Annotated in this window: 12 protein-coding genes and 1 riboswitch; of the genes, 6 read left to right on the top strand and 6 right to left on the bottom strand. The window is 72.4% G+C overall.

Annotated features, from left to right (window positions below):
- Positions 1-14: 14 nt before the first annotated feature.
- The 4 genes from ACOOHE_RS01045 to ACOOHE_RS01060 all read right to left on the bottom strand — a co-directional run bounded on the left by ACOOHE_RS01045 (position 15) and on the right by ACOOHE_RS01060 (position 5759).
- Entirely contained in the window at positions 15-245 is a 231-nt protein-coding gene (locus ACOOHE_RS01045; RefSeq protein ID WP_420455944.1) for a (2Fe-2S)-binding protein, read from the bottom strand.
- Complete coding sequence (locus tag ACOOHE_RS01050; protein ID WP_420455945.1) at positions 242-1594, bottom strand: T9SS type A sorting domain-containing protein; 1353 nt, start codon at positions 1592-1594, stop codon at positions 242-244. Before ACOOHE_RS01050 ends, ACOOHE_RS01045 begins: the two co-directional genes overlap by 4 nt.
- Positions 1595-1596: 2 nt before the next feature.
- Positions 1597-3522, bottom strand: a complete 1926-nt coding sequence (locus ACOOHE_RS01055; protein ID WP_420455946.1) for a TonB-dependent receptor plug domain-containing protein — start codon at positions 3520-3522, stop codon at positions 1597-1599.
- A 90-nt stretch (positions 3523-3612) separates the two neighbouring features.
- Positions 3613-3849: riboswitch (cobalamin riboswitch) on the bottom strand.
- Between the two features lie 551 nt (positions 3850-4400).
- On the bottom strand, positions 4401-5759 hold the full coding sequence (locus ACOOHE_RS01060) for an NAD-dependent succinate-semialdehyde dehydrogenase (RefSeq protein WP_420455947.1): 1359 nt from the start codon (positions 5757-5759) through the stop codon (positions 4401-4403).
- Positions 5760-5975: 216 nt separating this feature from the next.
- Between ACOOHE_RS01060 and rnc the strand changes: the two genes are divergently transcribed.
- Both rnc and gcvP read left to right on the top strand, forming a co-directional pair.
- A complete protein-coding gene (gene rnc, locus ACOOHE_RS01065) occupies positions 5976-6758 on the top strand; it encodes a ribonuclease III (protein WP_420455948.1) in 783 nt (260 codons plus the stop codon).
- Positions 6759-6972: 214 nt separating this feature from the next.
- On the top strand, positions 6973-9816 hold the full coding sequence (gcvP, locus tag ACOOHE_RS01070) for an aminomethyl-transferring glycine dehydrogenase (RefSeq protein ID WP_420455949.1): 2844 nt from the start codon (positions 6973-6975) through the stop codon (positions 9814-9816).
- A gap of 56 nt (positions 9817-9872) precedes the next feature.
- On the opposite strand, the gene ACOOHE_RS01075 is transcribed toward gcvP, so the two are convergent.
- Entirely contained in the window at positions 9873-10163 is a 291-nt protein-coding gene (locus tag ACOOHE_RS01075) for a nucleotidyltransferase family protein (protein WP_420455950.1), read from the bottom strand.
- 136 nt (positions 10164-10299) lie between these two features.
- On the opposite strand from ACOOHE_RS01075, the gene ACOOHE_RS01080 reads away from it, so the two are divergent.
- Complete coding sequence (locus ACOOHE_RS01080; protein ID WP_420455951.1) at positions 10300-10497, top strand: DUF4007 family protein; 198 nt, start codon at positions 10300-10302, stop codon at positions 10495-10497.
- Positions 10494-11408 carry a phosphorothioated DNA-binding restriction endonuclease gene (locus ACOOHE_RS01085; protein ID WP_420455952.1) on the top strand — a complete coding sequence of 305 codons (915 nt, stop codon included), beginning with the start codon at positions 10494-10496 and terminating at the stop codon, positions 11406-11408. Before ACOOHE_RS01080 ends, ACOOHE_RS01085 begins: the two co-directional genes overlap by 4 nt.
- A 58-nt stretch (positions 11409-11466) precedes the next feature.
- Here ACOOHE_RS01085 and ACOOHE_RS01090 read toward each other — a convergent pair whose 3' ends face one another.
- A complete protein-coding gene (locus ACOOHE_RS01090) occupies positions 11467-11715 on the bottom strand; it encodes a hypothetical protein (RefSeq protein WP_420455953.1) in 249 nt (82 codons plus the stop codon).
- A gap of 174 nt (positions 11716-11889) precedes the next feature.
- Here ACOOHE_RS01090 and ACOOHE_RS01095 point away from each other — a divergent pair, with 174 nt between their 5' ends.
- Together ACOOHE_RS01095 and ACOOHE_RS01100 are read left to right on the top strand one after the other, a co-directional pair.
- A complete protein-coding gene (locus ACOOHE_RS01095; RefSeq protein WP_420455954.1) occupies positions 11890-12162 on the top strand; it encodes a DUF433 domain-containing protein in 273 nt (90 codons plus the stop codon).
- Positions 12159-12482 (top strand): DUF5615 family PIN-like protein, encoded by a 324-nt coding sequence (locus ACOOHE_RS01100; RefSeq protein ID WP_420455955.1) that lies wholly within the window; start codon positions 12159-12161, stop codon positions 12480-12482. The genes ACOOHE_RS01095 and ACOOHE_RS01100 overlap by 4 nt, the downstream gene beginning before the upstream one ends.
- Positions 12483-12497 lie beyond the last annotated feature (15 nt).

Below are 12497 nucleotides of genomic sequence, written 5' to 3' on the forward strand. Positions count from 1 at the left end.
GTGACCACCTTCCTCTACCCTCCATCCTCGACCCGCTCCGGCTCGTCGGCCTCGGTCACGACTTGGTGGAAGACGGTCCGCCCGGTCCGCAGCATCCGACGGACGTAGGGGTGGCACAGCCGGCATCTCTGGCCGAACACGGCGTGGGCCTGAAGCGCGGCCACCGTCTCGGCGCCCGTCTTGTGGGCGACGTCCGCGAGCGCGGCGAACGTCGTGTCGAAGCAGTAGCAGCGGTCGATCCTCATCGGGCGACGACGAGCGCCAGCGTGGCCGCGCGCCCGTCGGCGGTCGCGCGCACGAGGTACGTCCCGGCCGGCCACCGGCTCGCGTCGACGGCGACCCGGTGCGTCCCGGTGCCGAGCGGGCCGTCGGCGAGCCGGGCCACGGGCCGGCCGAGCACGTCGAACACCTCGACGCGGACGTCGGCGGCGCGGTCGAGCGTGAGCGCCAGCGTCGTTTGGGTGGCCGGGTGCGGGCCCGCAAGCGCCAGCCCGAACCCGCCCTCAGAAGTGCTCTCCGTCGCGATGGGTCCGAACAAGTCTGGATTTGGCACCGCATACGACGGAAACACGCCGACATCGACCTGCGCCACCAGGTCACCCTCGAAGCTGTAGACCGTCACCGAGCCTCGGGCCTCGAACGGGGCACTCGCGTCCGGCCGGCCGAGATAGTAGCGCAGGTTGGGTGTGTCGCCAGCGAGTGCCGTGATGGGCCGCGTGTCGAGGCCGTCGATGGGGATGATCTCGAATCTCCCAAACTCATCGAGGACAATGAGACCGGCGTCGGACGAGATGAGGACGGCGTCCCCCGTCTCCTCTGTGAACGCGCCGGCCGGCCGGCGCGTCGGGCGCGGCAACAGGAGCGGGGCGGCGTCCTGGCCCGAGCCGTTGGGGTCGCCGATCTCGGCGTCGAACGCGACCCGCTGCGTCACCTCCAACGTCTCCGAGTTGAGCGCGACGGCCTCGTCAGTGTCGGTGCAGATGGCCCACAGCGCCGCGAACGTGTCGATGGCGAACCGGGCCGAGCATCCGATATCGACGTAGCCGACGAGCGCGTCCGTCGCCGGGTCCAAGACGGCCAGCGAGTCGGCCCCACCGAAGGCGCCGAGGGCGACGAACGCCCGCCCGCCCGAGAGCGTGACGTCCTCGGGCGTCCCCACGACCTCGATCCGGTCGCCCACGGCGCCCGTCGCCAGGTCGTACGGTGTGACGAACGACGGGCCCTCGCCGTAGTCCGCGTTCGTGACGTACGCCTTGCCCGGCGCGACCTCGGCGATGTAGCGCGGGTTGAGGAGCCCCTCCGTCGTCTGCCCGACGATCTGACCCGTGGCCACGTCGTAGACGTCGATCCGGCTCGTGCCGGCGAACGACGAGCCCGCCGTGAGGTAGAGCCGCCCGCCAATGATCGCCGCGCCCTGGGTGTAGATCCGGCCCGCCGCGAGCGAGTTCACAAACACCCCGTTGGCGTCCGTCCCCACGCGGTCGACCGCGCTGTTCTGGGCGCCGAACGCGCCCTGGCTCAGGATGAGGGCGTCGTAGTCCTGTGCCGAAGCGGACACGACGAGCAGAAGAAACAGGAGGGGCGAACGAAACATGGCTACAGCGAGGTGAGGGTGAGCCGCACGCGGACGTGCCGCGGCGGCATGGGGTACTGGCGGACAATCGCGTACCGCGCGTCCAACACGTTCTCGACGCGGACCGCGAGCGCGGCGGCGGCCGGCCCAAGCCGGAGCCGGCCCGAGAGCCCGGCGTCGACGACGGTCGCGGGCGGCAGCGACGTCGAACCGTCGCTAGCCGTCGCGCGCGTGCCGGTATGTTCGAGCCCGGCGTCGAGCCGGAGCGGGCCGGCTCCCAGCGCGAGGTCGGCGCGGACCAGGCGGTCGGGGACGTAGGCCAGGCGCTGGTCGAAGGACGACGCTTGTGGATCGGTCCGGTCGCGGGCGTCGGTCCAGGTCGCCAGCGCACCCGTCTCCAGCCATGTTCGGCCGCCGTCCAAGCGCACGCGGCCCGAGAGCTCGGCCCCGCGCGTTTGTGTGGTTCCGACGTTTCGCGGCGCCCAGTAGAAGCCGTCCTCGAACCGGCCCGGACGCCAGACGATCTGGTCACTCAGCGCGCTGGCGAACGCCGTCGCCTCGGCCGCGAGCGTCGCCAATCCCCAGCGGGTCTGGGTGGCCGCGCCCGCATCGGCCGTCCACCCGCGCTCGGGGCGCAAGCCGGGGTCGCCGCCGGGTTGCCAGAAGCGGTCGTTGAACGTCGGCGCGCGGAAGGCCCGGCCGGCGCTCGCCTTCAGCCACAGGCCCGGAAGGGCGCGGAGGTTGAGGCCGAGCTGCGGGCTGAGCGCCGCCAGCGTCTCGCCGGTCGGCGCCGCCACCCGGTCCGCGCGGACGGCCGGGTACACCCTCAAGATGCCGTGCTGGCCGACGGCGCTCGCGAACGCCGCCAGCGCCGTCTCGTCCGCGTCGTCGGTCAGGCTCGGGTGCTCGGCCCGCCCACCGCGCGTCTCGGCCCCGACCGCGAGGTGCCACGTTCCGCCAGCGACCCGGATCGCCTGGTCGGCCTCGATGCGGAGCGAGCCCGCTCGAGTCCGCCCGATGTCGTCCAGGCCCGACGCGGGGCTGAAGTAGCGGAGCGACGCGACCTGCGCCAGCCCGCCGACGCGGAGCCGCGTGCGCCCGAGCCAGACGGCGTGGTCGGTCCACAGGCGGAGCGCGCGGTCGGTCTGCCGCGCTTGGGAGACGCCCGAGAACGCGAAGAGGCCGCGCTCGGCGTCGGTCGCCAGCAGCCCGGCCGTGCCGCGCCACCGGCCGGCCTCGCCGGAGATCCGTCCGAACAGCGCGTCGCGGCGGACGTCGGCGTTCGCGCGCGGCGCTGTCACGCCAACCGTCTGGGTGGCCGGGTCGAACCGGGTCGAGTCGACGTAGAGGTAGTCGCCCGTCGACTCGTCGTGGTCGACGGCGACGACGGCCGACAAGCGAGGGCCTCCGCCGGCCAACAGAAGCGCGCCGCCGCGCTCGCCCCAGGCGCCCGTCCGCACGTCGAGCCGGGCGCGGGGCTCGCCAGCGTCGGGCGTCCGGACCTGGACCACGCCGCCGATCCCGTCGGTCCCGTAGAGCGCCGACGCCGCCCCGTGCGCGACCTCGACCGCCTCGACGACGCCGGCCGGCAGCAGGCCCAGGTCGAGCTGGCCGAGCTGGGGGTCGGCGATTCGGTGGCCGTCGAGGAGCACCAGCGTCTGCGCCGCGCCGGTCCCCCGGAGCGACAGGCTCGCGAGCCCGCCCGGCCCGTAGCGCTTGACGAACACGGCCGACCGCGCCTCGATCGCATCAGCGACCGTCGAGGCGCCGGTCGCGTCGAGCGCGGCGCGGTCGATGACCGTCACCCGGGACGCGGCCTCGGCCGTGGCGACGGGCGCTCGGGCGGCCGTCACCGTGACCGCGCTCAGCGTCGAGTCGGCGGCGGGCCGGTCGGGCTGGGCGCTGGCGGCGGTCGCCAGCAGGAGCAGGAGGAGGGCGCGGAGGCGCATCAAAAAACCCCATGCCTCAAGCAGGCACGGGGTCACGCGCGGGCCAGTCGGTCCGCGTCGGGCACACCGCGCCTCTGGTCCCGGAGGCGGTGGAGAGCGTCGCGCTCAAGCAGGTCTCCTGGCTCGCGGCCCGGTCCCTCGGGGGACGTGCGTCGGCTCGGCCCCGGCCTTCCCCCTGCGCCGGATGGGCAGGAGTGGTCGCGGGCGTCGGCACCGACGGCGGGCCGCCTACAGTTGCGGGTACAGCTCCGGAGTGGCCGCGCGAGGCGGGGGACCGGATTCCCTATTCGTCCGCGCGCACGCGGAACCTGAGGCGGGGTGAAAGAGCAGGCCGCAAGGTAGCGTGCGCTCGCGGTGCTCGCGAGGAAATGGGAAGGGGGAACTGGGAAAGGGCAGAGGGCGACGACCGGACACGGCCGCGCCGGCCATGCGACGGGACCCGTAGGGACACCGTGCACGGTGTCCACCTACCCGCGCGCCGCTGGCGAAGAGCCTGCCCCCGCGACCGCGAAGCGACGGCGCAGCCAAGGCGGGGGACCTAGCTGCTCACTGCTCGGTGGCCCCGACCGGCTCAATGCCCGCGTCCAGCAGATCCTTCGCTGGCGCTCAGGGTGTGTCGCATCCCGCTTGCGGGGACAGGGGGGAGAATGCGATAGCCCTGAGGAAGGATCATCTGGTTTCGCCCGACGGGCTACGCATTCGCCGGCGACGTCCCCTCTCCTACTGGGAGAGGGACAGGGTGAGGGGGCCGTCGCGCCGGCTCCCTCGTGCACAGCGGACCCTCGGAGCTCGTATCAGGACAGAGGACGGAGGCAGATGTAGGGCGGACGTGACGAGCCCCGTCCCGACGTCCTCCCGACCATGCAGGGTCGCCGCCCTCAATCGACCCAGACCGTCTTGGCGTTGACGAACGCGCGGATGCCGGCCCGCCCGAGCTCTCGGCCGTAGCCCGAGGCGCCGATCCCGCCGAACGGGAGGTTCGGGTGGCTCTTCGTCATCGCGTTGACGAACACGGCGCCAGACCGGATCTGGCGCGCGACCCGCTCGCCCCGGTTCGTGTCCCGCGTCCAGACGCTCCCGCCCAGCCCGAACCGCGTCGCGTTCGCCAGGCGGACCGCGTCGTCGGCGTCGTCGGCCACCGTCAGCGAGGCGACGGGGCCGAAGATCTCCTCCTCGAAGGCCACCGTCCCCTCGGCCACGTGGCCAAGCACCGTCGGCGGGTAGTAGAAGCCGGGGCCGTCGGGGACGGTGCCGCCGCACAACACCTCGGCGCCGTCGGCGACGGCCCGGTCGACCTGGTCCTGGACGTCGTCGCGCAGGTCGCGCCGCGCGAGCGGTCCGAGGTCGACGTCCGCCATCGGGTCGCCGACGGCGAGCGCCTCCATCCGCTCGACGAACCGGCGCGTGTACTCGGCCGCGATGGGCCGCTCCAGGATGAACCGCTTGGCCGCGATGCACGACTGGCCGTTGTTCTGCGTCCGCGCTTTGACGCCCGTTTCGACGGCCCGGTCGAGGTCGGCGTCCGCCAGCACCACGAAAGCGTCGGTGCCGCCGAGCTCGAGCACGCTCGGCTTGAGCGCCGCGCCGGCCTGCTTCCCGACGATCCGCCCGGCGGCCTCGCTCCCCGTCAGCGTGATGGCGCGGACGCGGTCGTCGGCGATGGCCGCGCCCGTTTGGTCGTGGTCGATGACGACGTGCTGAAAGACGCCCTCGGCAAATCCGGCTTGGGTGAACAGCGCGGCCATCCGGTCGCCGCAGCCGAGCACGTTCTCGGCGTGCTTCAAGAGGCCCACGCCGCCGGCCATCACGGTCGGCGCGGCAAAGCGGAAGGCCTGCCAGAACGGGAAGTTCCACGGCATGATCGCCAGGACCGGCCCGAGCGGTTGGTAGGCCACGAACGACCGGGCGGCCTCGGTCTCGCGGGGCTCGTCGGCCAGGAAGCGCTCGGCGTGCTCGGCGTAGTAGCGGCAGACCCAGGCGCATTTTTCCGCTTCCGCCACCGCCTGAGCCAGGGGCTTGCCCATCTCGGTCGTCATCAGCCGGCCGAGGTCGTCAGCCTGATCGTCCAGCAGGTCGGCCAGCCGGCGCATGGCGGCGGCCCGGTCGGCGAAGGCGGCGTGTCGGTGGGCCTCGAAGGCGTCGGCGGCCCGGCCGAGCGCGGCGTCGAGGCCGTCGTCGGACAGGCGGTCGTAGCTCGCGATCTCGGCCTCGGTGGCCGGGTTGACGGTGGTGGGCATCGGGGGTTGAGCGGGTTCGGCGGGTTGAGCGGGCGTCGCGGGTCGGGGTTCCGCCCCTCTTCGGGAACCGACCTGCCGGACCCGCCCGACCCGCAGGGCCTCTTCCTGAAAACCAGGCCGTTCCGGTTGCGGGATCGGCCGGCGGTGGAGAGATTCCGGGCTCACCCGCTCGCGTTCATGTCGACCTCCGGAACTCTGCGCCGCAGCGCCCGCCTGGTGCGGTCCTGGCTCGGCGCGTTCCGGCCGCCCCACGCCGCCGGCCCGGCCCCGGTCGTCGACGAGGTGACCGACCGGGGCGTCGCCCGCCGCGACGTCGAGGCCCTCGTGGGGATGCCCATCGGCGACCTCGACCTGTACGAGCACGCGCTCCGCCACCGCTCGCTGTTCCGGGGGCTGGCGACCGACGGGACCGAGTCGAACGAGCGCCTGGAGTTCCTGGGCGACGCTGTGCTCGGGACCGTCGTGGCCGAGGTGCTCTACACCCGGTTCCCCGACCGCGCCGAGGGCCTGCTCACGCGGACCCGAGCTACGCTCGTCAACGGGAAGGCGCTCGCCGGCTACGCCCACGCCATCGGGCTCGGCCCGCTCATCCTGATGAGCGAGAACATGGACGGCTCCGACGGCCGGTCCAACCAGACCATCCTGGCCGACGCCTTCGAGGCCATCGTCGGGGCGCTCTACCTCGACCTCGGGTTCGGCGCCGCGCGCCGGTTCGTGTGCGGAGTGCTCGACCGGTGCGTGAGCCTGGAGGAGGCCGCGGCCGACAAGAGCAACCACAAGAGCCGGCTCCTGGAGTACGTCCAGGCCCTCGGCCTGGAGCAGCCGAGCTACGAGGTGGTCTCGGAGGAGGGCCCGAGCCACGACCGCCAGTTCACGGTCGCCGCCGTCGTCGAGGGCGAGCGGCTGGGCGAGGGCACCGACCGCTCGAAAAAGGCGGCCGAGCAGAAGGCGGCCCAGGAGGCGCTCCTCACCCTCCGCGAGCGCGCAGCAGCCGGATGATTCGGCATCGGGTGATGTGGCATCGGGCGATTTTAGATCGGGCGATGGACGATTGGGGAGGTCCGGCGCGTCGCCGGCGGTCAGGACGGCCACCGCACTCGCCCAGTCGGCTCCCCAATCGCCCGATCACAAATCACCCGATCTGAGATCAGCCGGCGGACCGACGGCCGGAGATCTGGCGTACCGTTCGCACGCCCCCCACCGCCCGGCCCTGATGGAGACGCTCGCCCGTACCGCCGCCCACCCCGACCGCTTCGCCGACCGCCACCTCGGGCCGACCGACGCCGAGCGGGCCGAGATGCTGGCCACCCTCGGCTTCGACTCGCTCGACGCCCTGACCGACGCCGCCGTCCCGGCCGACATCCAGCTCGGCCGGCCGCTCGACCTGCCCGACGCCCGGTCCGAGCGCGAGCTGCTCGACGAGCTCGCCGGCCTGGCCGCGCTCAACGAGACCGCCCGGAGCTACATCGGCATGGGCTACCACGGGACGATCCTGCCGCCGGTCATCCAGCGGAACGTGCTCGAGAATCCGGGCTGGTACACGCAGTACACGCCGTACCAGGCCGAGATCGCGCAGGGCCGCCTGGAGGCGCTCCTCAACTTCCAGACGGTCGTGAGCGACCTGACCGGGCTCCCGGTCGCGAACGCCAGCCTGCTCGACGAGGGCACGGCCGCCGCCGAGGCCCTGTCGATGTTCGCCGGCGCCCACCGCAGCAAGCGGTCCACGTTCGTCGTCGACGCGCGGTGCCATCCGCAGACCATCGCCGTCGTCCAACAACGGGCCGAGCCGGTCGGCGTCGAGGTCGTCGTGACCGACGTCGCCGGCTACACGCCGACCGACGACCTGATCGGCGCGCTCGTCCAGTACCCGACGACGGACGGCGAGGTCGTCGACTACGGCGCGGTCGCGGAGGCCGTCCACGGCGTCGGCGGCTACCTCGCCGTCGCGACGGACCTGTTGGCGCTCACGCTGATCGAGGCGCCCGGCAGGTGGGGCGCGGACGTGGCGCTCGGGTCGAGCCAGCGGTTCGGCGTCCCGATGGGGTTCGGCGGCCCGCACGCCGCGTTCTTCGCCACGACCGACGGGTTCGCGCGCAAGATCCCCGGCCGCATCATCGGCGTGAGTCAGGACCGACTCGGTGACACGGCGCTGCGGATGGCGTTGCAGACGCGCGAGCAGCACATCCGCCGCGAAAAGGCGACCTCGAACATCTGCACGGCCCAGGTGCTGCTCGCCAACATCGCCGGGTTCTACGCCGTCTACCACGGGCCGGACGGGCTCCGACAGATCGCCGAGTACGTCCACGGGCAGACGCGGCGGCTGGCGGAGGCGCTCCGGGCCGCCGGCCACGAGGTGGTCCACTCCGACTTCTTCGACACCTTGCGCGTCCGCCCGGCTCAGCTCGACGCGGTCGCCGTGGCGAGGGACGAGCACGACATCAACCTCCGCCGCTACGCCGACGGGACGGTCGGCGTGGCCTTGGACGAGACTGTCACCGACGAGGATCTGGCGGACCTCGTGGACGCCTTCGGCGGATCGCTGATGCCCGAGGCCGATGACGCCGGCTACGACGGGCCGCTGGCGCGGACGACGCCGTTCCTCGAGCATCCCACGTTCGAGCGGTACCACTCGGAGCACGAGATGCTCCGCTACCTCAAGAAGCTCGAGAACCGCGACTTGTCGCTCGTCCACGGCATGATCCCTCTTGGGTCGTGCACGATGAAGCTCAACGCGACGGCCGAGATGATGCCGGTCACGTTCCCCGGCTTCGCCCACGTCCACCCGTTCGCGCCGGACGACCAGACGGAGGGCTACGAGGAGATCGTCGACACGCTCGAAGAGTGGCTGGCCGAGATCACGGGCTTCGACGCCGTCTCGCTCATGCCCAACTCGGGCGCCCAAGGCGAGTACACGGGGCTCTTGACGATCCGCGCCTACCACCGCTCGCGCGGCGACGACGCCCGGACGGTCTGCTTGATCCCGACCTCGGCGCACGGCACGAACCCCGCGTCGGCCGTCATGGCCGGGATGGACGTCGTCGCCATCAAGGTGACCGAGAAAGGCGAGGTCGACATGGACGACCTGCGCGCCAAGGCCGAGCAGCATGCCGACCGGCTCGCGGCGCTCATGATCACGTACCCCAGCACGCACGGCGTGTTCGAACGGACGATCCGGGAGATCGCCGACGTGGTCCACGAGCACGGCGGGATGGTGTACATGGACGGGGCCAACCTGAACGCGATGGTCGGGCTGTGCCGGCCGGGCGACTTCGGGATGGACGTGTGCCACCTCAACCTCCACAAGACGTTTGCCATCCCCCACGGCGGCGGCGGGCCCGGGATGGGGCCGATTGGCGTCGTCGAGGCGCTGGCGCCGTTCCTGCCCGGCCACCCCGTCGTCCCGACCGGCGGCGACGACGCCATCGGGCCCGTCGCCGCCGCGCCCTACGGGAGCGCGCTCGTGCTCCTGATCTCGTGGGCCTACATCGCCATGATGGGCGCCGACGGGCTCCGCCGCGCCAGCCAGACGGCCATCTTGAACGCCAACTACATGGCGCGGCGGCTCGACGGCCACTACGACGTGTTGTACCGCGGGCCGAAGGGCTACGTGGCCCACGAGTTCATCCTGGACGTCCGCCCGTTCCAGGCCGTCGGCGTCTCGGCCGAGGACATCGCCAAGCGGCTCATCGACTACGGCTTCCACGCGCCGACGATGTCGTGGCCCGTCGCGGGCACGCTGATGGTGGAGCCGACCGAGTCCGAGTCAAAGGCCGAGCTCGACCGGTTCTGCGACGCCATGATCGCGATCCGGACCGAGATCCAAGAGCTCGAGCTCGGCACGGCCGACGCCGCCAACAACGTGTTGAAGATGGCGCCGCATACCGTCGCCGAGGTCACCGCCGACGACTGGACGCACCCGTACTCGCGGAGCCAGGCCGCCTTCCCCGCCGAGGGCCTCCGCGCCGCCAAGGTCTGGCCGACGACGGCCCGCGTGGACAACGCCTTCGGCGACCGGAACCTCGTCTGCTCCTGCCCGCCGATGGAGGCGTACGCCTGAGGCGCGGCGTTGTGCGCATGAGGTCGTCACGCATCTGCCGAACAGCCGTCACGTCATCACAGGTCCCGAGCGTCGCGGAGCACGGCGTCTCGGAGCAACGGGCGCAGGCCGGCCGGCGTCACCACGTCCACGCGCGTGCCGAGGAGGTCTTCGAGGTCCGCGACCAACCCGCCCGGGAAGAAGAACGACCGACGCTCGCCCGGTTCCACGAGCAGGTCCACATCGCTGTCGTCGCGCGCCGCCCCCCGCGCATGCGAGCCGAACACCCGCACGGAGCGGACTCCGTGGCGCCGCGCCACGTCCAGGATCTCGGCGCGCTTGCGGCGCAAGAGAGGGTCGACAGCCATGTGGGACGGGAGGGAACGTGCGCCTGACAGAACTGAACGTCAGTGTACGACGCCATCAAACGTCGAGGCCTCCAACCCGCCGGTGGAGCCGTCGGCGCGAGTGGGGAGGGCGTAGGTTCGGGGACCCCCCGCCGCCATGTCGCTCCGCCCCCAGTTCTCCGGCCACGAAACGTTCGCGCTCCGCGCCGGGTGGCCGAAAAAGGCCTACGACGCGGCCTTGAAAGACCCCGAGATCTTTGGCGCCGACGCCGCCATCGCGCGGTTCGGCGTGGGCAAGAACATGGTCCGCAGCATCCGCCACTGGGCCCGCGCGCTCGGCGTCCTGGCGAGGTGACTCCCGACGAGCTCCGCGCTCGCGTCGCCGGCCTCCGGCAGTGGGGGGCCAACGGGAAGCGCGCGCCGCACAAACCGCTGCTGCTTTTGTACGCGCTGGCGCGGTTCGCGGAGGGAACCGAACGGCTCCCGTTCAATGACGTCGAGGGTCCGCTCGTCCAGCTTCTGGATGACTTTGGCCCGTCGAGCCCTAACCACCGACCGTTCCCCTTCTGGCGGTTGACGACGGACGGGGTGTGGGACATCAAGGGCGACGCCGACGTCCGCCGAACGGCCTCCGGCGACATGTTTCTCACCGACGCCCGGGAGCGGAACCCGGTCGGCGGGCTCTCCCCTGAGGTCGTCCGCATCCTGCGGCAGCGCCCGGAGTTGGTGGCCGAGGCCGCGTCCGCCTTGCTCGATGCCCACTTCCCGGCGACGATCCACGAGGACATTCTCGACGCCGTCGGGCTCGACCTCGAAGCGGTAGCCCCGACTTCGAGGCCGAAGAAGCGCCGCCGAGACCCCACGTTCCGCGCCAACGTGATCCGCTCGTACGGCTATCGGTGCGCCGTCTGCGGGTTTGAGACGCGGATCGGCAATACGCTCGTCGGGATCGATGCCGCCCATGTCCGGTGGCACCAAGCCGGCGGCTACGGCGTGGACGACGTGACGAACGGGGTCGCACTCTGTGCGCTCCACCACCGGCTGATGGACCGGGGCGCGTTCACACTGGCGGAGGCGTCGAGCAAGGAGATCGTCGTCGAGGTCGCGGAGGACGCGCACGGGGGCGACGGCTTCCGCAGGTGGCTCCTCGACTTCCACGGCCGACCCATCGCTGCGCCGGCACGCTCGGGAGACCGCGTGGCCGAGCCGTCGCTCGCGTGGCACCGAAGGGAGGTCTTTCGCGGCCCGGCCCGAGAGCGGGAGTAGGGCGCCGCCCGCTGATGCCCACGAGGCGATGCCGCCGCCGTCGAGGGCCCGGGCGAGCTTAGCGAGGAGCGTCTCGAACATCGCGAAGTGCGGCGAACGCCTGGGCCAACCGGACGTCGACCTCGATGCCCGCAAGCGGGTCGGCGGGCGGCCACACGCCGAGGGCCACGGCCTCTCGTCGCAGCCCCTCCACGATCCGGAGGTTCCGCGCGTGGTCGACGGGCCGCTCGCGGGCCAAGCGGCGGTCGAGGGCGTCGACGCGGGCGAAGTCGGGGCGGCGCCCCGACAGGTCGGGATGAGGACACATGGCGGAGTGTACGTCGGACGCACGGCCGTCGGCGGGCGCCGCCGCCGCTACCGCGCCAGCTCCAGCACCATCGCGCCCTTCGCCGGCACCGCCAGGCGGACCGCCTTGCCCGTGAGGGCGTGGGGACCCGCCGGTGCGGCCTCGCGTTACCACCCCGCGACGACTCCCCCACCCATGACTGTCCTCGACCGGCACATCGACGTCACGCCCGGCATCTGCGGCGGCCGTCCCCGGATCGCGGGCCACCGGATCACGGTCCAGAACGTGGCCGACTGGCACGAGCGCCAGGGCCTGAGCGTCGACGAGATCGCGACCGCGTACGGCCTCTCGCTCGGCGACGTCCACGCGGCCTTGGCGTACTACTACGACCACCGCTCCGACGTGGACGCTCGGGCGGAGGCGGATGCGGCGTTCGCAGAGAGCCTCCGCTCCGGGTCGCGCGCGTGATTCGCTACTACGCCGACGGGCACGTGGCCCGAGCGGTGGTGGACGGGCTCCGGCGCCGGGGCGTCGATGTCGCGACGGTCGTCGAGATGGACGCGCTCGGGGATTCCGACGAGGCCCACCTCGCGAGGGCACACCGCGACGGGCGTGTCGTGTTCAGCCAGGACACCGACTTCCTCCGGCTCGCTGCCGCGGGTGTCGACCACTCGGGCGTCGTCTACGCCCGGCAAGGCACGGCAGTCGGCGACCTCGTTCGTGGTCTCGTCCGGCTCGTGCGAACGGTCGGCGCCGACGAGATGGCCGGACGGGTCGAGTTCCTCTAGCGCGGCCCTTTCCCC

Origin of the sequence: Rubrivirga sp., assembly GCF_965213695.1 — a bacterium.
Taxonomy (GTDB): Bacteria; Bacteroidota; Rhodothermia; order Rhodothermales; family Rubricoccaceae; genus Rubrivirga.